Source organism: Cryobacterium algoricola, assembly GCF_004402485.1.
Classification (GTDB): domain Bacteria; phylum Actinomycetota; class Actinomycetes; order Actinomycetales; family Microbacteriaceae; genus Cryobacterium; species Cryobacterium algoricola.
In genome coordinates this window covers 682,836-705,834 of sequence record NZ_SOFG01000011.1, presented here as the reverse complement: position 1 = coordinate 705,834, position 22,999 = coordinate 682,836, and the positions used below count along the sequence as shown (strand labels likewise).

The window sequence follows — 22,999 nt, the reverse complement described above, 5'->3', positions numbered from 1 at the left end:
TTCAGGAGTTGACCCTGTTCTCGGGCCAAAACACCCCGGAAACGGGAAAAAACCGGCTCACCTCCTGAATTCGGAACAGGGGTGGGCCGGTTTGCGTGTGCGAGTCTGTGCGTGCGGCTCCGGGTCAGGCCAGGGCGGCGACCGCGGAATCGACCGGCGTGCGGCCGGAGACCAGGTAGAGGGTTTCCAGGGCGCCGGAGCCCGAGAGGATGAGCGCCGCCAGTACCGCCGCGACGTCCGCGCGCGGGACCGTGCCGCGTACCTCGGGAATGCCCGGTCCGGTGTGCTGGAGGCTGACGAGCCCGGTCGCCGCTTCGTCGGTGAGGGTACCGGGGCGCACGATGGTCCAGGTGAGGTCGCGGCGCACGAGATCCTCTTCGGCGGCGAGCTTGGCCTGAAGGTAGGCGAGCATATCGTCGGGCACTTCGGCCGGCTCGGCCCCGGCGCGCACGAGGTCCACCCCGGTCGATGAGACCTGCACGAGGCGGGGGACTCCGGCGGCCTGGGCGGCATCGGCGAGCAGAACGGATGCGCCCAGGTCGACGGTCGTCTTGCGCCCGTCGCCGCTGCCCCCGCCCGCGCCTGCGGCGAAGACGGCCACATCGGCCCCGGACAGGACCTCCGCGAGTTCGGCCGGCGTCGTCGCCTCGAGGTCGAGCACGACCGGGGTCGCGCCGTCGGTGCGGAGGTCGTCCGCCTGGTTCGGGTTCCGGATCAGTCCGATCACGTCATGGCCGTCAGCCGTGAGGTCCCGGGTCAGAAGCCGGGCGATCTTTCCGTGTCCACCTGCAATTACAATACGCATCTCAAGGACAACGCCACCGGGCGCTCCCGAATTCCCGCGCCCGGCATCCGCCCGGCAACCGCCCGCGTCAGGCGCGGCCCGGGCGCTCGAATTCGTCGCTGTCGAGCCCCGGCTCGACGAGGGCGCCCATCGTGTCTGCGGCGTGCTGCGCGATCATGGCCTCGGAGGCCCGCTCGGTCTCCTGGGCCGCGGCGTGCTCGTCTGCGGCTTCCTGCAGGGCGCTCGTCTTGCGCAGCGGATCGACCTTGAGGAAGAGGCTCAGCACGAAGGCGATCAGCACGACGACGAGGCTCACCCAGAACACCGTGACCGTGGCGTCGTTGAACCCGACGAGGAACGGCTGCGAGAGCCGCGGGTCCGCCGCGTTCAGGAACGACGTATCGCCGTCGAGCGCCGTGCCGAGCCCGGCCGGGTTCTGCAGCAGGGCCAGGATGCCGGCGTTCGCGGGGTCGGCGAGCACGGCGGGATCGGAGGCGGCCGCCTTGACGCCGGCGACGATCGTCGGATTGCCGAACGCGGCGCCCAGGGTGTCGGGGATGCGCGTGAACAGCACCGAGAACAGCACGGCGGTGCCGAGCGTGCCACCGATCTGGCGGAAGAACGTCGAAGCGGATGTCGCAACGCCGATATCCCGCGGCCCCACCGAGTTCTGGCTCGCGATCGTGAGGGTCTGCATGAGCTGGCCGAGGCCGAGGCCCACGAGGAGCATGCCCGCCATCATGAACCAGACCGGCTTGTCCGCGGTCGCGAACGTGAAGAGCAGGAAGCCGGCGGCCATGAACGCGGTGCCGAGCGTGGGGAAGAGCCGGTACTTGCCGGTGCGCGCGATGACCTGGCCGCTCGCGATCGAGGAGATCATCAGGCCGAGGATCATCGGGAGCATCATGAAGCCGCTCTCGGTCGGGGTGGCACCGTTGACGAGCTGCAGGTAGAGCGGGACGGTCATCATCGCGCCGAACATGCCGAATCCGACGAAGACGCCGAGCACGGTCGCCATGGAGAAGGTCGAGGACCGGAAGAGCTTCAGCGGGATGAGTGCGTCGTCTCCCATCAGCCGCTCGGCGACGATGAATAGCACGATGCCGAGCACGCCGGTGACGTAGCAGGCGACCGAGGTGAACGACCACCAGCCCCAGGTTCGGCCCTGTTCGGCGACGAGCAGCAGCGGGACCGCGGCGACGATGACCGTGACGGCGCCCCACCAGTCGATCCGCACCGGTCGCTTGAAGTGCGGGATGTGCAGGAAGCGGATCACGATGAAGAGAGCGACGATGCCGATCGGGATGTTGATCAGGAACACCCAGCGCCAGCCGGTGATGCCGAGGATCGTCGTCGCCCCGGAGAGCACGCCGCCGATGAGCGGGCCGATCACGCTCGAGATGCCGAAGACGGCGAGGAAGTAGCCCTGGTACTTGGCCCGCTCCCGTGGGGCGAGCATGTCGCCCATGATCGTGAGCGGCAGGGCCATCAGGCCGCCGGCGCCGAGACCCTGGATGGCCCGGAACACCGCGAGCTCGTACATCGAGTGTGACATCCCGGCGAGGAGCGACCCGATCAGGAAGACGGTGATCGCGATCAGGAACAGCGGCCGGCGACCGAAGATGTCGCTGAGCTTGCCGTAGATCGGCGTGCTGATGCACGAGACGATGAGGTACGCGGTCGTCACCCAGGCCTGCAGCGACATGCCGTCGAGGTCGTCGGCGATCGTGCGCATCGACGTCCCGACGATGGTCTGGTCGAGGGCCGAGAGGAACATCCCGGCCATCAGGCCGAAGATGACGAACAGGATCTGCCGGTGCGTCATCAGGGGCGCAGAGGTCGGCGAGGGGGCGGAGGCGGGAGGAGTTTGCATTGTCTGCAAAGTTACACGACGGGCAGGAGATCCTCAACAGATTTCTCGGGCCCCGCTTCCGGCCGTCGGGGTGGTGCCGTCCCCGCATCGGACGGGTCCCGGGACTAGGCTCATGAGCGTGCGTACAGAACGACAAACGGGGGAGTCACACGGGATGGGTTGGCGACGGGTCACAGCTCTCTCCCTCGCTGCCGTTCTCGTGGCCGGCGGGGCCGTCGCGATCGGTTTCTTCGCGACGCACGCCCCGGCATCCGTCGCGACGGCGCTTCCCGGAGCGACGCACACGCCCGGCGACCGGTCGGCACCCACGGATGCCGCGCGTCCGGCGCCGACCGCATCGCCGACCCCGATAGCGCTGGTTCCGCGCTTCGACAAGGCGGCACGTTCGCACGATGACCCGGCCAGCATCTGGGTCGTCGTCGACAAGTACCGGCCCCTGCAGCCGGTCGATTTCACCCCGCCGGACCTCGTCGTCGTACCCGTGCCGCACGTCTGGGAACCGCAGCTCCGCCGGGAGGCATCCGACGCCGTCGTGGCGCTTTTCGCCGCGTTCACGGCCGAAACCGGGCTGCAACTCCAGTCGCAGAGCTCCTACCGCAGTTATCCCACCCAGGTCTCGGTGTACAACGACGATGTCTCCGCGCACGGTCAGGCCGTCGCGGACACGAGCACGGCCCGCCCGGGCACGAGCGAACACCAGACCGGACTCGCGATCGACATCAGCGCGCTGCCGTCGAAGTGCTCCCTCGACGCGTGCTTCGGCGCGACTCCCCAGGGAACCTGGCTCGCGCAGAACGCCTGGAAGTACGGTTTCCTGCTCCGCTATCCGGAGGACAAGGTTGCCGTGACCGGCTACGCGTATGAACCGTGGCATTTCCGCTACATCGGCATCGATCTCGCAACCGAAATGCACACGGAGGGCGTGACCACGCTCGAGGAATTCTTCGGTCTCCCGGCGGCCCCGACCTATCACTAGTTCCATGCTCATGCATGGGTTTCGGAGGCTCTGCACAGGGTTCTGGCATGTGCGCGTGTTCGCATGTCGGGTCCCCGTTCGCCGTCCAGAAACGATTTTGTGCGCCCCACTACACGTCCTGAAAGTCCCGTCCGCTCCCGCCATCGCCGGGAAGATCCACTGCCCCTCCGCTCCACCAGTCCGGCCCCGTCCACCCCGAACGCCACCCCGGACACCCCCGCGACCCGCTCCCGGCACCGCCTCGAGAAGGCGCCAAGCGGTCACCGCCCGCTGATCTGGCTGGCGGGCGCGGCCGCAACCGCCAGCCTGTGCTTCGGCCTCTTCGTGCCGCTCTCGAGCCAGGCGTCCCCCGGGGCCGCCGCCGGGGCATCCGCCCCCCTCGCCGTCTCCCGACCGGTGCCGGCGAGCGTCGCCCCCGCCGTACCCGTCGTGGCAGGCAGCCCCGTGATCTACAGCGCCGTGAGCGCCGGAGACGGCGGGTCTGCCGGGCCGGTCACCGGTGGAACGATCGTGAGCGTCACCGGTTCCGGGCTCGCGGGTGTGTCGGGCGTGAGCTTCGGCGGCAACGCCGGCACCGTGCTGTCGGCGACCGACACGACCGTCACCATCTCGACGCCCGCGTCGACGGACTACGGCACGGGTTCCGTACCGGTCTCGCTCGTCGACGGCACCGGCGCGGTCGTTCCCGTCGCAAGCACTCCCGCGAACGCCGCGAACGCGGCTGCCCAGGCCGCCACGGCAGCCGCAGCGGCGAAGTCATCGTCGGTCGCCTCGTTGTCGCAGGCGATCACGCCCCTGGCGGATGCCGCGGCACCACTCGTCGCCCCGACCCCGGCCCCGAGCAGCGCACCGGGCGCCCTCGCGAGCACCGGCACCACGGCCGCCGAGACCACGGCCGCAGTGGCCACCCCCAGCGTGAGCGCACTCACCTTCCAGTACGTCCCCGACCCGCGCATCACCGCCCAGGTCGATTACGTGCGTGCCCACTGGAGCTCATACAACTCCGCCGTCTACGGCTCCATCGGCGGAAACGACTGCGTCAATTTCACGAGCCAGTCGCTGATCGCCCGCGGCTGGACGATGGATGCCGAGTGGTCGTACAACGCGACCGGAGCCGGGTACAGCACCGCCTGGTCGAGCTCGACCGCGTTCGCCGCGTACCTGGCCGCCCACCCCGAGCGTGCCACGCCGCTCGCCGCCGGTCAGAGCGACCGGGTCAAAGTCGGAGATATCGTGCAATTCGACTGGGACCGTTCCGGTGATAAAGACCACACCGGAATCGTCACCCGAGTCGTCAAGGATTCCTCGGGAACCCACGTCTATTACGCAGGTCACACCGAAGATAGCCTCGACAAGTCCGTCGAGGAATCCCTCGCGAACACCGGCGGAACGGTGAGCTACTGGAGCGTCGCCTAGCCCCGCGATTCAGCGACACTTCATAGCTTGAGGGACGTATTTCCCATTTAAGTGTGTTTATCTGGATGTACCCCTACCCCCCGAATGAGACGAGGAATTCGTGCAGTTCACCCGACGCTTTCGCATCAGCGCCGCCGCGCTCGCGTTCGCCGTTCTCGTGATCGGCACCGCCGCCGTCGCCTCATGGGGCACCGACGATTCGGACTCAGCGCGGGCGGAGATCGCCACGTCGGCGGCCCCGACCGACACCGCGACCTCCCGGGCGACGCCGGCGGATGCCGGTGCTCCCGTCGCCGTCGATACCGCGCCTGTCGCCACCGCAACGCCGACACCCGCTCCGGCGCCCGCCACGACCGCGGCGCCGGCCCCCGTCGCGGCGGCCTCGACCGGCGGAGTGCAGGCCCAGGTCGACTACATGATCAAGTACTGGACCGACTACAACACGGCGGATTACGGCATCATCACCGACAACGACTGCGTCAACTTCACCAGCCAGTCCCTGATCCAGCGCGGCTGGGCCATGGACGGCAGCTGGTGGTCAAAGGGCACCGGCTCGTCCTTCACCCACTCGAACGCGTGGGTCAGCTCGACCGCGTTCCGCAATTACCTCGCGAGCTCGGGGCGCGCGACCGTGCTCACCGACCAGCAGCGCGACCAGGTCAAGGTCGGCGACGTCGTGCAGTTCGACTGGGACAATTCGGGCGACCGTGACCACACCGGCGTCGTGACCCGCATCGAGGGCAGCGGCGACGACATCGTCATCTACTACGCCGGCCACACCGACGACACCGACTATCTTTCCGTCGACTACGCGATCACCGTGAAGCACCCGGGCGCCACCGCCTACTACTGGAGCATCCCCTAACCACCGGTCGTCTCACACGACGGATGCCGCCGCCCGCGCCCGCCGGCCGGCGAACGTGGGCGACGGCATCCGTCGTCGAACGCGTCTACGCGATGGCGGCGTCGACGATCGCCTTCGCCTCGAGCTGCACCTGGCGCAGGTGCTCCGGGCCCTTGAAAGACTCGGCGTAGATCTTGTAGACGTCCTCTGTTCCGCTCGGGCGAGCCGCGAACCAGGCGTTCTCGGTGACGACCTTGAGTCCGCCGATCGCGGCACCGTTGCCGGGGGCGTGGCTGAGTTTCGCGAGGATCTTCTCGCCGGCCAGTTCGGTCGCGGTGATCGCGTCGCCGTCGAGCTTGCCGAGCTGGGCCTTCTGGGCGGGCGTCGCAGCGGCATCCACGCGGGCGTACGCCGGGTCGCCGAAGTGCTCGACGAGCTCGGCATAGCGCTGGCTCGGGGTCTTGCCGGTGACGGCGAGGATCTCTGAGGCGAGGAGGGCGAGCAGGATGCCGTCCTTGTCCGTCGTCCAGACCGTTCCGTCGAAGCGCACGAAGCTCGCGCCCGCGCTCTCCTCGCCACCGAAGGCGACCGAGCCGTCGATGAGGCCGGGAACGAACCACTTGAAGCCGACGGGAACTTCCCACAGGTCGCGGCCGAGGAAGCCGGCGACCCGGTCGATCATGGTTGAAGAGACGAGCGTCTTGCCGATCGCGGCATCCGCCCGCCAGCCTTCGCGGTGGCTGTAGAGGTAGTCGATCGCGACGGCGAGGAAGTGGTTCGGGTTCATCAGGCCGCCGTCCGGCGTGACGATGCCGTGCCGGTCGGCGTCGGCGTCATTGCCGGTGAGGATGTCGAAGTCGCCCTTGTGCGCGATCACCGAGGCCATCGCCGACGGGCTCGACGGGTCCATCCGGATCTTCGAGTCCCAGTCGAGCGTCATGAAGCGCCAGGTCGGGTCGACCTTGGGGTTCGTGACCGTCAGGTTGAGGCCGTAGCGGTCGCGGATCGCTCCCCAGTAGCCGACGCTCGCGCCGCCGAGCGGGTCCGCGCCGATGCGGATGCCGCTGGCCTTGATCGCGGCCATGTCGATGATGTTCTCGAGGTCGTCCACATAGGCGCCGCGGAAGTCGTAGGTCTCGACCGCGCTCGGCTCGCTCATCTTCACGTCGACGAGGCCGCCGGCGATGAGCTCGTTGGCGCGGGCGGCGATCCAGGAGGTCGCGTCGCTGTCGGCCGGTCCGCCGTGCGGGGGGTTGTACTTGAAGCCGCCGTCTGTCGGCGGGTTGTGGCTCGGGGTGACGACGATGCCGTCGGCCTCGTCGGTGTTCCCGGCCCGGTTGTACGCCAGGATCGCGTGCGACAGGGACGGGGTGGGCACGTAGTCGTCGAACTGGTCGACGAGCACGCGCACGCCGTTGCCGACGAGGACCTCGAGCGCGGTCGTGTACGCGGGCGCGCTCAGTGCGTGTGGGTCCGTCCCGATGAACAGCGGCCCCGTGATGCCCTGTTTGGTGCGGTATTCGACGATGGCCTGCGTCGTCGCGATGATGTGGTTCTCGTTGAAGGCCGTGTTCAGCGAACTGCCACGATGCCCGGAGGTACCGAACGCCACCCGCTGCTCGGGCACCGTCACATCGGGTTTCAAATCGTAGTACGCCTTGACCAGCGCGTCGACATCGATCAGGTCGGATTCCAGGGCCGGAGTGCCCGCACGTTCATTCATGTCCCCAGTCTGGCACTGCAAGTAGGCTGTGAGCCATGTCCGAGACGCGCAAACTCAGCTACAGCTTCCTGGGGCCGGCGGGCACCTTCACCGAAGCGGCACTCGCCCAGGTTCCCGAGGCACGCGGCCAGGCGTGGCGCTCGGTCAACAACGTGGGCGAGGCGCTCGCCGACGTCGTCTCCGGCCGGAGCATCGCCGCGATGATCGCGATCGAGAATTCCGTCGACGGCGGCGTGTCCGCGACCCAGGACGCGCTCGCGAAGGTACCGGACCTGCGGATCATCGGCGAGTATCTCGTGCCGGTGAACTTCGTCCTCGTGGCCAGGCCGGGCACGGAGCTCGCCGACGTGAAGATCGTCGCCGCGCATCCGGTCGCATACGCCCAGTGCCGCGACTGGCTCGAGACGCACGTGCCGCACCACGGCCACATTCCCGCCTCGAGCAATGTGGCGGCGCCGGCGTCGCTGCTCGAGACCGAGCAGGCGGATGCCGCGGTCGCACCGCCCGGGATCGAGAACCATCTCGACCTCACCGTTCTCGCCACCGATATCGGCGACAACCCGAACGCCGTCACCCGGTTCGTGCTGGTCAGCCGGACCACCGCGATCCCCGAGCGGACCGGCGCGGACAAGACGAGCCTCATCGTCGAGCTGCCGGAGGACCGCTCCGGGGCGCTGCTCGAACTGCTCGAGCAGTTCGCGACCCGCGGCGTCAATCTCTCGCTGATCCAGTCGCGCCCGATCGGTGATGCGCTCGGCCGGTACCGGTTCGTGATCGACGCCGACGGGCACATCCACGACGAACGTGTCGCCGATGCCCTGCTCGGCCTGCGCCGGTTCAGCCCCAAGGTGATCTTCCTCGGCTCATACCCCCGCGCCGACCTGCAGCAGAACGAGTACACCAAGCGCTACGACGATGACGTCTACATCGGCGCGCGCGCGTGGCTCGACGCCCTCCTTCGCGGCGCCTGACCCCGCCCGTCGCCCCGCCGGCCCCCGCCCGCCCCGGGAGGGTTCGCGAGAGTACACTTTTGGCCCTTAAACCCGCGGTTTAGGGGCCAAAAGTGCGCTCTCGCGAGGAAGAAGGCGGGCGAAGAGGGGCGGGGCCGGGCGCTAGGCGGAAGGGGAAGCGGGCGCGGGCATCCGCACCGTGAGCGCGCCGGGGTCCGCCCGCAGGGAGACCGCGCGCACCGGGCCGAACTCGTCGCCGTCGATCTCGAACTCCTGGGGGTGCTCGAGCACGATCCTGATGCGTGAGCCGCGCAGCGTCGTCATCACCCGTTCGTTGTTCGACTCGCTCTGGGCGATGATCCGGCGCCCGACCGCCGAGCGGCGCAGCACGCCGTTCTCCCAGGTCACCCGGCGCCAGATGGTCAGCCAGCCGAGCACGCCCTTGGGCTGCAGCACGGCGATGTCGAGGATCCCGTCGTCCACCTGGGCGTCGGGGAGGAACTGGATGTTGCCCGGCAGCACCCCGCAGTTCGCGACCAGGATCGTGCTCACGTGGGCCGGGCGGTCGGTGCGACCCTCGAGGCTGTACCGGATCCGGAACGGCTTCGACTTCGGCAGCACCCGCATTCCGGCGTCGACGTAGGCGAGCCAGCCGACCTGCTTCTTGAGGTCGGCGCTCGTGTTCGCGATCATCTGGGCGTCGAGGCCGAGGCCGGCCATCACCAGGAAGACGTGTTCGGCCTTCTCACCGTCGGTGTCCGTGAGCACTGCGACGCCCAGGTCGATCGCCCGGTCGACGCCGCCGAACGCGATCTCCACCGCGGCATCGAGGCTCGCGAGCGGCAACTGCAGGTTGCGGGCCAGCAGGTTCCCGGTGCCGGATGGCACGATCGCGAGCGCCACGCCCGTGTCGCGCAGGGCCTCGGCGACCGCGCGCACGGTGCCGTCCCCGCCCGCCGCGAGCACCACGGATGCCCCCTGCTCGATCGCCGTCCGGGTCGCCCGTTGCCCGGCATCCGTCTCGGTCGTCGAGAGCCACACCGTGCCCGCCCACCCGGCGGCGGACTCCGCCGCTGCGACGCTCGCGCGGAGCTTGTCCACGTCGACCTTGATCGGGTTGTACACGACGGCCGCTCGGCGACCGCTCGGAGTTTCACCGGGAGTATTCACGGGTTCAGGCTAGCAAGGCGTTCCGGCGGGCGCTTGTAGACTGGCACGGTGATTGATCCTGTACTGCTGCGAGAGAATCCCGATCTGATCAAGCGTTCGCAGAAGGCGCGGGGTGCTTCGGTCGAGGCGGTCGACGCCGCGCTCGCCGCCGACACCGCCCGACGCACGTCGATCAAGGCCTACGAAGACCTGCGCGCCGCCCAGAACCAGTTCGGCAAGCAGGTCGCGAGCGCGCCGCCCGCCGAGAAGAAGGCCCTCGTCGCCGAGGCCCAGGCGCTCGCCGCCCGGGTCAAGGCCGCTGCCGCGACCGCGACGGATGCCGAGACGCACTTCACCGGGATCGTCCGCACCCTCGCCAACCCCATCATCGATGGCGTCCCGGCCGGTGGCGAAGAGAACTTCACGACGCTCCGCACCCACGGCGAGATCCCCACCTTCGACTTCGAGGCGCGGGACCACCTCGAGCTGGGCGAGATGCTCGGCGCGATCGACATGGCCCGCGGCGCCAAGGTCTCCGGTGCCCGGTTCTACTTCATGCGCGGCATCGGAGCCCGGCTCGAGATCGCCCTGATGAACATGGCCCTCGACCGGGCGCTCCAGGCCGGCTTCATCCCGTTGATCACCCCGACCCTCGTGCGCCCGGAGATCATGGACGGCACCGGCTTCCTCGGCGAGCACGCCGACGAGATCTACTACCTCCCCGCCGACGACCTCTACCTCACCGGCACGAGCGAGGTCGCGCTCGCCGGGTACCACTCCGACGAGATCCTCGACCTGACCGACGGCCCGCTACGCTACGCCGGCTGGTCCACCTGTTACCGCCGCGAGGCCGGCTCCGGTGGCAAGGACACCCGGGGCATCATCCGTGTGCACCAGTTCAACAAGCTCGAGATGTTCACCTACGTGCTCCCCGAGAACGCCGAGGCCGAGCACGACCGCCTCGTCGCCCTGCAGGAGGGCATGCTGCAGTCCCTCGGCCTCAGCTACCGCGTGATCGACGTCGCGGCGGGCGACCTCGGGTCGAGCGCGGCCCGCAAGTTCGACATCGAGGCGTGGGTGCCCACCCAGAACGCCTACCGCGAGCTGACCAGCACGAGCAACTGCACCACGTACCAGGCTCGCCGCCTGGACATCCGCTATCGCACCGAATCGGGCAAGACCGCGCCGGTCGCCACCCTCAATGGCACCCTAGCCACCACGCGCTGGATCGTCGCGATCCTCGAGACGCACCAGCGAGCGGATGGCTCGGTGCTCGTCCCGGAGGCGCTCCGGCCCTGGCTCGGCGGCCTCGAAATCCTCGAGCCGATCCGATGAGCGCGACCGTCTCGCCCTGGCTCGTCGCCCTCGACATCGACGGAACCACCGTGCACGAAGACGGTTCGATCAGCCCGGCGGTCCTGGCCGAGGTGCAGCGACTCACCCGCACGGGGCACGAGATCATGCTCGCTACGGGTCGTTCGGCGGCGGCCACGCTGCCGGTGCTCGAGCGCCTCGACATCACGCCGCGATACGTGGTCTGCTCGAACGGCGCGATCACCCTGCGCCGCGACCTGACCGCGCCGATGGGGTACCGCCGTGAATGGGTCGAGACCTTCGACCCGAGCGAGGTCCTGCTCTCGATCCGCTCGCACCTCGGCGATGCGCGCTTCGCCGTCGAAGACGAGCACGGCTTCTACCGGTACACCGAGCCCTTCCCCGACGCCACCATCGGCCTCGACAGCGAACACGTCGACTTCGACGAGTTGCTCCGCCATGAGGCCACCCGCGTCGTCGTCATCTCGCCCGACCACGAGATGGAAGACTTCCTGCAGGTCGTCGAGCAGATGGGCCTCAACCGGGTGAGTTATTCGATCGGCTGGACGGCGTGGCTCGACATCGCCCCTGACGGCGTCAACAAGGCCACCGCGATGGAGCGGGTCCGGGCTGAGCTCGACATCCCCCGTGCCCGGGTGATGGCGGTCGGCGACGGGCGCAACGACATCGAAATGCTCGAGTGGGCGGGACTCGAGGGCCGCGGCGTGGCCATGGGCCAGTCCCCCCGCGAGGTGCTCGAGGCGGCAGGGGAGATCACCGGTGCGGTGCTCGACGACGGCCTCGCCACGGTTCTCGCGTCGCTCTGACGAGACTCCGACACTCCTCCGGAACCGCTCCACAACGGCTCCGAACCGTTCCGTGGCGGCCGTCCCAGCCGGCTGGCAGGGTGGGCAAGGTGTGATCGGCTAGAATCGGTCGGTATTCGTGTGTTGTCGACCGGGCGTTCTTCGCCGGACCTGACTGCGAACGGGAGGGCTGTCCGAGCGGCCGATGGAGCCAGTCTTGAAAACTGGTGGACAGAAATGTCTCGTGGGTTCGAATCCCACGCCCTCCGCACGAACCCGTTAGCGGCCCGCACCACAGAAGGGATCTGAGTGAGCGACCAACCGATTCTCCGTTCCGCACGATCGCACAAGCTCAGTACCATCGCGCGGCATGGCCGGTTGAAGCACTCGAATCCCGTCGTCACCGTCGTCAAGTTCCTCGCTGCCGCGATGGCCGTCGTGCTCGTCAGCGGTGTCTCCGTCGCCGCGATCGCCACCCTCGACGTCGCGTCGAGCGCGCAGCCCGGTGTGCACCTCGTCAATGAGACGAACGGCCCCGTTCCGCAGATCGGTGCCATCACGGGCGGCGTCAACCTCCTGATCGTCGGCAGCGACAGCCGGAAGGGCCAGGACGCCGCATTCGGACCGGACGACTCCACCGGCGACCTCAACGACGTGACCATGCTCCTGCACATCTCGCAGGACCACACCAATGCCTCCGTGATCAGCTTCCCGCGCGACATGTTCGTCCCGATCCCGGCCTGCCCCGACCCGAGCGGCGGCACGTTCAACTCGATGAGCCGCCAGAAGATCAACACCACGCTCACCTATGGCGGACTCGCCTGCACCGTGCTCACCGTCGAGAAGCTCACCGGCCTCACCATCCCGTTCGCGGCCGAGGTCCAGTTCAGCGGCGTGATGGCGATGTCCACCGCCGTCGGCGGCGTCCCGGTCTGCGTCGCCGAAGAAATCCAGGACGAGTACACCGGCACTTTCCTCAAGCCCGGGATGCACACCCTCGAGGGTGTTGCGGCCCTGCAGTTCCTCCGCACCCGCCACGGCGTGGGCGACGGCAGTGACCTGACCCGGATCAACAACCAGCAGGTCTTCATGTCGGCCCTCGTGCGCACCATCAAGAGCGCGAGCACGCTGTCTGACCCGCTCAAGGTGTACTCGCTCGCGAAGGCCGTGACCGCCAACATGAAGCTGTCCGACAGCCTCAACAACGTCTCCGTGATCGCGTCGATCGCCGTCGCGCTCAAGGACATCGACCTGAATCAGGTCGTGTTCGTGCAGGTGCCCACCGGCGGTACGACCGGCGGAGTGCTCCCGCTCCAGCCCGACTTCAAGGAACTCTTCACCGCGGTCGCGGCCGACAAGGCACTGAAGCTCGGCGGCACGACAGGGCGCGGCGCGACGCTCGACCCGAGCGCCACCGCGACTCCGGCCCCCGCCGCGACGACGGATGCGTCCGCGCCGCCCGCTCCCACGGCATCCGCTCCCACGGCATCTGCCGGCGCCACCCCGACCCCCACCCCCACGGATGCCGCCACCCTGTCGGAGTCGGCGACCGGCCAGACCGCAGGGGAACTGACCTGCTCCGTCGGACGTACCCTCAGCAACCAGTAAGCGCGGGCCTTCGGGCCCTGTGCAAACGGATGCCGCCGGTACGGTTATGATTACACTCGTGTGTTTGCTCGGTGAATTCTGCCGCAGACGCCAAGGAGACGTCGCATAGTACGGCTTAGTGCACCACCCTGCTAAGGTGGAGTACCCTTCACGGGGTACCGTGGGTTCAAATCCCACCGTCTCCGCACGTGTCTTCCCCCTACATCCCAGTGTTTTCAAGGGATGTGGGGGTTTTTTCTTGGCCGAAATCCTCCCGTGGCAACACTTTGGCAACACTTGAGAACGTGGCGGCCTGATTCAGGAGGGTGGCAACGGCGTCCAGGTCGGCATCGAAGAGGTCCGCGTAGATGTCCAGGGTCATCGCAGCGGAGGCGTGGCCGAGCATCCGCTGCACCGATTTCACGTTCGCGCCGACGCTCACGGCGAGACTCGCGGCCGTGTGCCGGAGGTCGTGGAGGGTCATCCGCGGTAGGCCCGCCGTGGTCAAGGCCGTCAGGAACCAGCTGCGGGTTCCCACACTCACCCGCGTGCGCTTGAGGTGCTGCCCGAACCGGTCCGAGAACACCAGGTCGGTTGGCTGCTTTTCTGCACAGGCGTCGGCCAGTCCCGGAGTCAGAAACTCGGGGAAGGGCACCGAGCGGCGCTTCGATGACTTCGGGGAACCGACTTCGATGCGCCCGCCGACTTCGACGGCGTTCCGGTAGATGTTGATCCTGCGTCGCGCAAGGTCGAGGTCTCGCACTTCGAGGCCGATTGCTTCGCCCCAGCGCAGGCCGCAGTACGCGAGCACCAGCACGAGGGTGGACCGATCGCCGGAGGCTCGCGCCAGAGCGGCCACCTGGTCGTGGTTCAAGTACCGGTGATCCTTCTGCACCTTCCGGGGCAGGTTCACGCCGCGCGCCGGATTCGAGCTGATCCGTCGATCCTTCACGGCGATATCCAACAGCGCCGCGAGGATCCCGTAGGCGCGAAGCACTGTCGTGGCTCCCTTGCGACCGGTCAGCTCGGTGACCCAGGCCTGGACCTCGCTGTGCCGGATGGTCCCCACGGCACGCCCGCCCCAGACGGGCTCGACGTGCAACCGCCACGCAGACTCGACCGGGCGGAGACTCGACGGCTTCAAGTGCGATTGATGGGTCAACCACTCAGCGCCAAGGACGCCCACGGTGGCACGCCCCGCGGTTGCGTCGATGAACTCGCCCGTCGCCTTCGACATCTCCACCGACGACAGAAACAGGGCCGCGTCGCGTTTGGACGTGAACCCGCGCTTCTGACCCTGCACGTGGTCGGGCTTGCGATAGATCACCCGATAGCGTTTGCCCGCGATCGTCGTGTACGCGTGAATGCTGCCCATGGCTCCATCTCGATGTCGTCGTCGGTCGGGATCGTGAGGTGCTGAGAATTCTTGACTCTGGAATTATCGCCTCAACGTCCGACGTCGACCGATGGTGTGACCGATCGCATGACGACCGCGTCAGCCGGCCCAGCCGTCGAGTTTCCACCCGGCCGAGGTTAGATATGAGGACAGTTGGTTGATGCGTCGGTTGGCTTCGTCCAGCCGTTCCTGAGTGGTGTTCCACGGCTGGCCGGTGTCGTTGTCGCCGGCGGCCACGTTCAGTGCGGTTTCGATCTGGAGGTTGCTGACGAGCCGGTTGCGTTCTCTGATGAGCGCGTCGAGCTCGCGCATGGCTTGTAGTTGGGTGCGTTCGGAGCGTTCGTCGGTGGTGGTCCAGCGGTAGGCGCCGTCAGTCTCGCCGGAGATCCAGGCGTCGAACTCAACGACGTTCATGGCGGCGAACGCCGGGCTGAGGTTGGGAAGGTCGAGGGTGTCGAGGGGACGGCCGACGGGGGCGAGGAGGAACAGGGGGGAGACGCCGAGGGCGTGGGCGATGTTCAGCAGCTGGCTGACGGCGAGGTCGGTCTTCCGGCCGGCTTCGATGTTCTGCAGAATCGCCTCGGTCACGTTATCGCCCGGGATCGTGTCGGCGAGTTCTTTCGTGGTGCGAATGCCGCGGTGCTTCCGGACGGCTTGGATGCGGTCGCCGATGCTCGTCTCAGTCCGAAAATCTGTCATGCGGACAAGATACTACGCAAACTCTTGTCAAACGCGAGAAATCACCATATTGTGACCTCAACATTGGAACAACCGAAAGGTTGTCATCGAGACAGGATGATCATGGACGACGACTATATCCTCCCCGCCACCGTGGGCGAGATCACCGGCATGAAGACCGGCGCCCTCGCCCAGCTGCGCTACTTGGGTAGGGGGCCCCGGTTCTACAAGCCCACACCCCGGACCGTGCTCTACAAGAGATCCGAAGTCCTCGCCTGGATCGAAGCCAGCGCCACCACCCGCACCTCGGAGCCCCCAACACGGCACTGAACCATCGTCACGGGCGCGGCACTCGTTCGCGCCGGTGGAAGGCCCGGGTCCACGCCCGGGCCAGGGAGCGTCACCAGCAGAGGAGTCGATCGATGTGCAGACGAGCGTGCACGGCTGACACGTCGTCTCCCGCTCGTAGGGGTGGGTGAGGTCTCGTGGGCTTGTATGCGGCGAAGAACGCTGTACTGGTCGCCGCCCAGCTGGGCTTGGGTCATGCGTCGAGAGTGTTGCTGATCCACATGGCACTGGAGTGCTGGGACGACGAGCACAATCCGGGCGGGCAGCCGCCCCGACGCTACTTCGCCGGCCGGGAAGCGTCCGCTCTCGCCCTCGGGTTCCTCGCCCCGTCCAACGGGAGCGGTGCGGCCCACCAGGCCGTCAAACGCGCCGTGACCGAACTCACCAAGACCGGCGCGATCACCCGGGTTCGGTCGGGCCGGAACGGGTGTGCAGCGGAGTTCGAGTTGAACCTCAACAGCACCAAACCGCCGACGCCAGGTCGCCGGCTTCCGGAGTTCCGGGACCGGGCAGCGGATGTCTAGGGGGTCACTCAGCGTCCCCCTCAGGGGTACGGTCACCGTCCCCTTCAGGGGTACGAAAACTGACCCAGCAAGGGGACGCTCACCGTCCCCTTTAACAGTAAGGAACAGGAAGAACAAAACTGGAGCAGTACGCGCGCGCGAGACGAGCCTGTGGATAACTCCTCCGAGAACGTTGGCCCAGGCACAAGTGGGGCCCCGAACGGGGGCATTGCTTATCGGAATGTATCTTCCTATAGTGGCGTATATGGCACGCAGACGACCAGGGACTCTCTTCCCGATCGAGGTTGATATTTTGGAGACCGGTCTCGCGCTCCAAGCGAGGGATGGCAGTTTTTACGGCTTCGCTTTGGCTCGGCAGATCTCAGAAAGTGACAGTTCCGCGCTCACGGCGCATGGCACTCTCTACAAGGCGCTGTCTCGGATGGCGGAATCCGGCAGTCTCGAAGCATCCTGGGAAGACCCGTCCAGTGCCGAGTCCGAAGGGCGGCCTCGCCGCAGGCTCTACACCGTGACGGCGGAAGGTGAACGCGCCCTCGCTAAAGCACAAGCCGACATGAAGGCACAGGAAGCCAACCTGCCGCGGATCGCGCGGGCAGGGGCAACCTTCGCATGAGCGTTCTGACCTCCAAGTCCTACCTTTCGGCCGTTGATCGTGTGTCTCGTTGGTGCTTGTGGTACACCCGGGCAATTAACGTGGATGCCGCTGCGGGGCGGCGCGATGAACTGGCCTCGGACCTGTACGAGCACGCGATGTGGGCCGATCGATCGGGAGCGTCGCCGCGCGCGGTCGCTCGGTCAATCCTCAGCCGTGCGCTCAGGGGCGCTCCCGCCGACCTGAGCTGGCGATACGCACAGCGACGGCAGGTCGCTCTCGCAGACCCGACCGGTTTTCGCCTGCGTCGAGTTGAGGGAGCCGTATCGGCGCTTGTTCTCGTCGTCGCTTCCGCGGTGCTGGGCTGGGGGCTCTTCGTCCTCACCAGGATTACGCTCGGCGTGATCGAGGGAGGGATCCGACCAGGCTCCGCCACCGCGGTGACCATCATCTCGTTCACTGCCCTTGCCATCGGCGCGTTAGTACTACTGGTCCGCCGACGAACGCGATTCCTGGGTGCGCTCATCATGGTGGTTGCGAGCTTCGGCTTGGTCCACTTCGGACTTTTCCAGCTCTACTCCCTCAGCGTCACGGTGGGAGCGCTGACAAACTCGATGCCGAGTCTGACCGCCACGGTTGGCGCCTGGACTCTGACTCTGCAGGCTTGGGATCTCGCCAGCAACACCCTCATTGCCGGACTCGGCTTGTTCTTTACCGCGGCCGCGATCTGGTGGTGGCCGGAACACAATACGTCTCATGGCGCACGACCGCTCAACTCATTGGCAACCGGAAGTAGGGCTCGATGAAAAAGAAACTGGCCCTCGGTATCGGCCTCGTCGGAGCGGCACTTCTGGCCTTGTCGATGACGGTCTTCGGGATGGGCGCGGCGGCCACGATCAACCTTGCAGCCCCGGACTCACCTTCCACGAGCTCGGTCGAATCCGCCGTTGTCCCTGTGGACACGACTGTTCCGGCGTCAACTGCTGCTTCGAATGTGCCGGTTCGAACTGCGATCAAGTCGACCGACCCTGCCGTTTCGATGGCAACCGACAGATTCAAAGCGATGACCCCCGCTGAACAGGCTAACGGCAGGGTTTGGATGCAGACCCAGGCCCTCGCGGCGACCTGTATGAAGGACAAGGGATACGCGTACACCTTTGAACCATTCTGGGAAATTGGACCCGGCGAGTTTCCCATGAGCTGGGAGGACACGCTTCCGGAATCCGACCGGGCGGCGGCTCATCTTGCGCTTTACGGTGACACAGGGGCAGCCGCCGACTACCACTGGGATGAGGCCGGATGCTGGGGATACGCCGTCCACGTGATGGGCAACGACAACAACAACTGAGAGATTCGCAGCTCTGAGGGCGCTAATAGCGTCGGCCGGGGCCGTGAGCTTTTGACAGGAGGCTCCTCGCGCAAGGGCCCCGAGATCACTCCGATTTCGTTCATGGAGACGACCGGATCGGACCCGAGGTGCGAGACCCAAAAGTGTCACAGCCTCGAACAAGTTTAGAAATTAGGGGAGACATGGGGGAAACATTGGTGAGGCGCAACGTCGGAGTGTTGGGTGGATTTCTGGGCTTCGTGGGGATGAGTGCGGTGGCTGGCGTTCTTGTCGCGGCTGCGGTGACTCCCGCTCTCGCTTTGTCGGGCATGGCTGCGACGAACACGATCAACGTCTTCGAGAACCTGCCCGACTATCTGAAGATCGACCAGCTCTCGCAGAAGAGCAACATCTACGCGACCCGCTCCGACGGATCCGAGGCTCTTCTGGCGTCGTTCTACGACCAGAACCGGGTCGAGGTCGGGTCCGACGCGATCAACCAGTTCGTCAAGGACGCCGCGACCTCCGGTGAAGACCCCCGGTTCTACGACCACGGCGGCGTCGACCTGCAGGGCACCGTCGGCGGACTCGTCTCCACTCTCGCCGGCGGCGGCACCCGCGGTGGCTCCTCGATCACGCAGCAGTATGTGAAGAACGTCCTCGTGCAGAAGTGCGAAGTGCTCACGGATGCGCAGAAGAAGTCGGACTGCTATGACGCAGCGACCGCAACTACTCCCGACCGCAAGCTCAAGGAGATGCGGCTCGCGATCGGCGTGGAGAAGAAGTACGCGAAGGACGACATCCTCCGCTCGTACCTGAACATCACCGGTTTCGGCGGCACCGTCTACGGCATCGAATCGGCCGCGGAGTACTACTTCGGTGCGACCGCGCTCACGCTGACGCTCCCGCAGGCGGCGAGCCTCGTCGCGATCGTGAACAACCCGGTCAAGTTCCAGCTCGACCAGCCGGACAGCGCGACCAACGGCGCCGCGAACGGCTACGCCGCGAACAAGGACCGCCGCGACTACATCCTCGACGAGATGCTCAAGTACGGCAAGATCAACCAGGCCGACCACGATGCCGCAATCGCCGCCCCGATCGAGCCGAGCATCCACGAGCCCTCGACCGGCTGCCAGACCGCCGCCGGCAGCGCGTACTTCTGCGACCTCGTCGTGAACATCCTGCAGACCAACACGACCTTCGGAGCGGATGAGGCCACCCGCCTCGCGAACTTCCGTCGCGGCGGCTACAACGTGTACACGACCCTCGACCTCGACCTCCAGAACGCCGCCGAGACCACGATGAAGGCCAACGTTCCCGACACCTACCCCGGCTGGGACGTGGGTGGCGTGATCGTCTCCGTCGGCGTCGGCACCGGCAAGGTGCTCGCGATGACGCAGAACAAGGACTACAGCCAGGACCCGGCCGTGCAGGCCACTGGTGCCAACTACACCGGCATCAACTACAACACCAACGTCGACCAGGGCGGCTCGCACGGCTTCCAGCCCGGATCGACGTACAAGGTCTTCACGCTCGCCGAATGGCTCACCGAGGGTCACTCCCTCAACGAACGGGTCGACTCGCGGCGCAAAAGCGACTGGGGCGTGTTCCGGGACAGCTGCCTCGGCAACCAGAGCTTCGTCTTCAACCCCAAGAACGACTCCGGCGAGGCCGGCGCCAACTACAGCGCCCTCGAGTCCACGATCGGGTCGATCAACACCGGCTACATCGGCATGGCCAAGAAACTCGACCTGTGCGGCATCCGCAAGACCGCAGAGGCCTTCGGTGTGACCCGAGCCGACGGTGACCCCCTGCAGGAGGGTGCCTCCGCGGTGCTCGGCACCAACGAGGTCGCACCGCTGAGCATGGCGGTCGCCTTCGCCGGCATCGCCAACAAGGGCACCACCTGCAGCCCCATCGTGATCGACCACATCACCGGCACGGACGGAGCCGCGATCCCGGTGCCCGCGAGCACGTGCACCCAGTCCGTCGATCCGGCCGTCGCAGCGGGCATGACGACGGCGATGCAGCAGGTCATGACCAGCGGTAATGGAACCGCGCATGCTTCCTATGTCTCGACGAGTCCGAAAGTCTCGATGATCGGTAAGACCGGAACCACGGACGGCAACAAGGACACCTGGATGAGCGGTGCCTCGACCAAGGTCGCCACTGTCGTCGGCGTGATGAGCGTCACCGGAGACCGCGACCAGCGCACTACCCGGTTCGACAGCGGTCGGGCGGCGGACGCCCGGCACCGGATGTGGCCCGTCGTGATGAGCGTCGCCAACGCCAAGTACGGCGGAGACGCCTTCCCGGTCGCGTCCGGCGCGATCGTCAACGCCGTGCAGGTCCCGATCCCCGACCTCCGCGGCAAGAGCATCGCCGAAGCCCAGACCACCCTCGAGGCCGCTGGATTCCTGTTCATCAACGGCGGGATCACCGACTCCGAGCTCCCTGCCGGCGTTGTCGCGAAGACCGACCCGGCCGGCGGCACCAGCACCAACCGCGGTTCGACCGTGACGGTGTACACGAGCAACGCCGCGCTGATCGTGGTCCCCGACGTCGCCGGCAAGAGCGAGGCCGAGGCGAGAACGACGCTCGGCAAGTTCGCCATCGCGACGACCGACGGCGACATCACCGATCCGAAACAAGTGGGCAAGGTCATCTCCATGTCGCCGGCCGCCGGCGCGGGAGCCAAGCCCGGTGACACCATCACGATCGTGATTGGAAAGCTCGCGGCCACACCCAAGGCCGGCGGATAGCTCATCTTCCCTTTGTCGGAGGCACGAGCGGAATGATCTGGACAAGCCCGAATCGGGCAGGAAATCGATGAATGACCAATGATCGCTCGGGAGGCTAGCGCATTGCCGATCTGGTGTCCGACGGACGTGGACTGGCCAAGCATGGGGCTGCTCATCCGCACGATGATGGGCGCCGATGGACCCGACATTCATGATGTGCTGTCGTGAACAAGCGCGGAGAAGATGTCGTGTCGCAGCTAACTGCGGCCGTTGTCGTCCTGGCTGTTCTGCCAGCAGTATTTGTGGCCGGCCAAGCGTCGTCTGACATGCGAAACGCGATCCTGGGGAGCGATGGTCCTGTCATTGCTCAGGCCGCGCTGACGTACTGGGTCGTTACCGCTGTCCTCGGTGGGTGCCTCACGGTACTCGGGCAAATGCGTTTTCACCAGAGCCGACGACGGATAAGCGCGGCATGGGGTGCATCGCTTGCGATTATCGTCCTGTTCATATTCATGGGTCTTCTGGTATTCCTCACACTCGCTCTTCTGCCGGTCCAGGGAGCGTACTCGTCTACTGAAAGGCAAGATCGTGCTCGGATAGCCGGAAGCTGGTTGCCGGTACTCACACTCCTCACGTACATTGCCGCGCTCAGCTACGGTCTATTCACACGTGCGAGAACCGTTTCCAGGGGCAAAGGGCGATTACGGCTGGCGATAGTAGCCATCGTCATCGCTTTGCCGGGCTGCATTGCAGCGGGATGGTTTGTCGCGCAGTGCTGACCGGGTCGCTATCGGGAGTGGAGTGAAGGTCGAGCGAAGCCTGCGAGCGCGGCCCGAACGGTGAGCTATTCACTCGAAGTTCGAGTGCGAACAGCCTCGTTCGGACGACCATTTCGCCGTTCACGGTTCGTCTGGCCGGTCGTTTCCCCCGTCATCGAGAGCGAATAGGTAAACGACTACCTGAGGGCGCTCTTTCCCTGTCCCACCGCCTCCCCCTCGCTGCGCTCGCTTCCCAACCCCCCACACCCAACGGCATTGTGTGGGGGGTTGGGAAGTAAAGGGGAGGTGGTGGGACAGGGAAAGAGTCAGAGGTAGATGAAAGAAATATGAATGAAAGAAGAAGGAAAAAAACAAAGAGAAAAGACAAGAAGAAGAAGATGGTGAGTGGCTGAAGTTCTGAGGGACGGGGAGCAGCATGGTGCAGGTGACAGAGCGTGATCTGGTGATGGTCGAGTGGCTGGGCACGGTGCGTCTGGCTGAGGTCGATGCGATCCGATGGGCTTTGGGCGCTATGTCAGGTTCAGCGGATCCGATCAGCACCAGGAAGGCGCAGCACTGGATCATGCGGATGGTCGACGCGGGTCTCGTTGACCGGGCACGGCCGACGTTCCAGGGTGCGTCGATCGTCTGGGCGACGCGCGACGCGATCGGGAGACAGCCACCAAACCTGTTCCGGCAAACCACCCGGCATGAGGTCGCTGTCGCGACGGTCTCGGCCCGGTATCTCGCTCTCGGCTACACCTGGCAACGCGATCGTCGGCCCGTCGGCCTGTTGGATCACCAGGCGGATGGTGTCGCAACGCGTGATGGCCAGGCGGAACTCGTTGAAGTGGAGCTGACCGCGAAGTCGTCACCGCGCTACAAGCACATCTACGAGAACCACTCGAGGCGCCTCACTCAGGAGGGGATATCGAAGGTCTTCTACTTCTGCACAGTGGACGCGGACCGGATCGTGACTCGGGAGGCAGACAGGCTCATTTTCCGCACAGAACGCCCGCGGCTTGTCTCAACAATCGCTTTTGATAGGCGGGGGCACTGGCTCGGCAGCGCACTCGACCCTCGCGCCACAATCGGACCTTCGGGTGCATGACGGCGCAGGGGCGATGTTGCAATCAACCGGAAGCTTTGGAAGACGACGTCCGCGACGTCTATTGCACAGTTTCGGACCAGCATAGCGGTAGGTAATCGTACA

Annotated in this window: 20 protein-coding genes and 2 tRNA genes; 16 read left to right on the top strand and 6 right to left on the bottom strand. The window is 66.5% G+C overall.

The features are described 5' to 3' along the window. Nucleotides 1-124 precede the first annotated feature (124 nt). Both E3O44_RS10030 and E3O44_RS10025 read right to left on the bottom strand, forming a co-directional pair. Nucleotides 125-805 (bottom strand): SDR family oxidoreductase, encoded by a 681-nt coding sequence (locus E3O44_RS10030; protein WP_134534586.1) that lies wholly within the window; start codon nt 803-805, stop codon nt 125-127. 67 nt (nt 806-872) lie between these two features. Next, complete coding sequence (locus tag E3O44_RS10025; RefSeq protein WP_241976223.1) at nt 873-2,657, bottom strand: MDR family MFS transporter; 1,785 nt, start codon at nt 2,655-2,657, stop codon at nt 873-875. Nucleotides 2,658-2,811: 154 nt separating this feature from the next. On the opposite strand from E3O44_RS10025, the gene E3O44_RS10020 reads away from it, so the two are divergent. The 3 genes from E3O44_RS10020 (at nt 2,812) to E3O44_RS10010 (ending at nt 5,914) form a co-directional block, all read left to right on the top strand. After that, entirely contained in the window at nt 2,812-3,633 is an 822-nt protein-coding gene (locus tag E3O44_RS10020) for a M15 family metallopeptidase (RefSeq protein ID WP_134534886.1), read from the top strand. Nucleotides 3,634-3,732: 99 nt separating this feature from the next. Further along, complete coding sequence (locus E3O44_RS10015) at nt 3,733-5,049, top strand: amidase domain-containing protein (protein WP_134534585.1); 1,317 nt, start codon at nt 3,733-3,735, stop codon at nt 5,047-5,049. Nucleotides 5,050-5,149: 100 nt separating this feature from the next. Next, nucleotides 5,150-5,914: an amidase domain-containing protein gene (locus tag E3O44_RS10010; RefSeq protein ID WP_134534584.1), complete on the top strand. Its 765-nt coding sequence runs from the start codon at nt 5,150-5,152 to the stop codon at nt 5,912-5,914. Nucleotides 5,915-5,999: 85 nt separating this feature from the next. On the opposite strand, the gene pgm is transcribed toward E3O44_RS10010, so the two are convergent. Then, nucleotides 6,000-7,616: a phosphoglucomutase (alpha-D-glucose-1,6-bisphosphate-dependent) gene (pgm, locus tag E3O44_RS10005; RefSeq protein WP_134534583.1), complete on the bottom strand. Its 1,617-nt coding sequence runs from the start codon at nt 7,614-7,616 to the stop codon at nt 6,000-6,002. 35 nt (nt 7,617-7,651) lie between these two features. On the opposite strand from pgm, the gene pheA reads away from it, so the two are divergent. After that, nucleotides 7,652-8,587 (top strand): prephenate dehydratase, encoded by a 936-nt coding sequence (gene pheA / locus E3O44_RS10000; protein ID WP_134534582.1) that lies wholly within the window; start codon nt 7,652-7,654, stop codon nt 8,585-8,587. 141 nt (nt 8,588-8,728) lie between these two features. Here the strand turns inward: pheA and E3O44_RS09995 are convergent, their stop codons facing one another. Then, complete coding sequence (locus E3O44_RS09995; protein WP_134534581.1) at nt 8,729-9,736, bottom strand: diacylglycerol/lipid kinase family protein; 1,008 nt, start codon at nt 9,734-9,736, stop codon at nt 8,729-8,731. Nucleotides 9,737-9,784: 48 nt separating this feature from the next. Here E3O44_RS09995 and serS point away from each other — a divergent pair, with 48 nt between their 5' ends. The 5 genes from serS (at nt 9,785) to E3O44_RS09970 (ending at nt 13,628) form a co-directional block, all read left to right on the top strand. Continuing rightward, nucleotides 9,785-11,050 carry a serine--tRNA ligase gene (gene serS / locus E3O44_RS09990; RefSeq protein WP_134534580.1) on the top strand — a complete coding sequence of 422 codons (1,266 nt, stop codon included), beginning with the start codon at nt 9,785-9,787 and terminating at the stop codon, nt 11,048-11,050. After that, a complete protein-coding gene (locus E3O44_RS09985) occupies nt 11,047-11,856 on the top strand; it encodes an HAD family hydrolase (protein ID WP_134534579.1) in 810 nt (269 codons plus the stop codon). The genes serS and E3O44_RS09985 overlap by 4 nt, the downstream gene beginning before the upstream one ends. Nucleotides 11,857-12,019: 163 nt before the next feature. Then, nucleotides 12,020-12,104 (top strand) — tRNA-Ser (locus tag E3O44_RS09980). 40 nt (nt 12,105-12,144) lie between these two features. Beyond that, nucleotides 12,145-13,443, top strand: coding sequence for an LCP family protein (locus E3O44_RS09975; RefSeq protein ID WP_241976221.1), 1,299 nt, complete (start codon nt 12,145-12,147; stop codon nt 13,441-13,443). 94 nt (nt 13,444-13,537) lie between these two features. Further along, a tRNA-Ser gene (locus E3O44_RS09970) sits at nt 13,538-13,628 on the top strand. 14 nt (nt 13,629-13,642) lie between these two features. On the opposite strand, the gene E3O44_RS09965 is transcribed toward E3O44_RS09970, so the two are convergent. Next, the gene (locus tag E3O44_RS09965; protein ID WP_134534578.1) at nt 13,643-14,797 is read right to left on the bottom strand and encodes a tyrosine-type recombinase/integrase; all 1,155 of its coding nucleotides are present in this window, start codon (nt 14,795-14,797) and stop codon (nt 13,643-13,645) included. A gap of 120 nt (nt 14,798-14,917) precedes the next feature. Beyond that, nucleotides 14,918-15,517, bottom strand: a complete 600-nt coding sequence (locus E3O44_RS09960; protein ID WP_134534577.1) for a helix-turn-helix domain-containing protein — start codon at nt 15,515-15,517, stop codon at nt 14,918-14,920. A 102-nt stretch (nt 15,518-15,619) separates the two neighbouring features. Between E3O44_RS09960 and E3O44_RS09955 the strand changes: the two genes are divergently transcribed. The 7 genes from E3O44_RS09955 (at nt 15,620) to E3O44_RS09925 (ending at nt 22,897) form a co-directional block, all read left to right on the top strand. Next, a complete protein-coding gene (locus tag E3O44_RS09955; RefSeq protein WP_241976220.1) occupies nt 15,620-15,826 on the top strand; it encodes a helix-turn-helix transcriptional regulator in 207 nt (68 codons plus the stop codon). 239 nt (nt 15,827-16,065) lie between these two features. After that, the gene (locus tag E3O44_RS09950; RefSeq protein ID WP_134534575.1) at nt 16,066-16,368 is read left to right on the top strand and encodes a hypothetical protein; all 303 of its coding nucleotides are present in this window, start codon (nt 16,066-16,068) and stop codon (nt 16,366-16,368) included. Nucleotides 16,369-16,612: 244 nt separating this feature from the next. Then, complete coding sequence (locus E3O44_RS19205) at nt 16,613-16,981, top strand: PadR family transcriptional regulator (RefSeq protein ID WP_166792605.1); 369 nt, start codon at nt 16,613-16,615, stop codon at nt 16,979-16,981. Further along, entirely contained in the window at nt 16,978-17,766 is a 789-nt protein-coding gene (locus E3O44_RS09940) for a hypothetical protein (protein WP_134534573.1), read from the top strand. Before E3O44_RS19205 ends, E3O44_RS09940 begins: the two co-directional genes overlap by 4 nt. Further along, entirely contained in the window at nt 17,763-18,308 is a 546-nt protein-coding gene (locus E3O44_RS09935; protein WP_134534572.1) for a hypothetical protein, read from the top strand. The genes E3O44_RS09940 and E3O44_RS09935 overlap by 4 nt, the downstream gene beginning before the upstream one ends. A 308-nt stretch (nt 18,309-18,616) precedes the next feature. Then, nucleotides 18,617-21,049: a transglycosylase domain-containing protein gene (locus E3O44_RS09930; protein WP_241976218.1), complete on the top strand. Its 2,433-nt coding sequence runs from the start codon at nt 18,617-18,619 to the stop codon at nt 21,047-21,049. Nucleotides 21,050-22,222: 1,173 nt separating this feature from the next. Then, complete coding sequence (locus E3O44_RS09925) at nt 22,223-22,897, top strand: hypothetical protein (RefSeq protein WP_134534570.1); 675 nt, start codon at nt 22,223-22,225, stop codon at nt 22,895-22,897. The last annotated feature ends 102 nt before the right edge of the window (nt 22,898-22,999 follow it).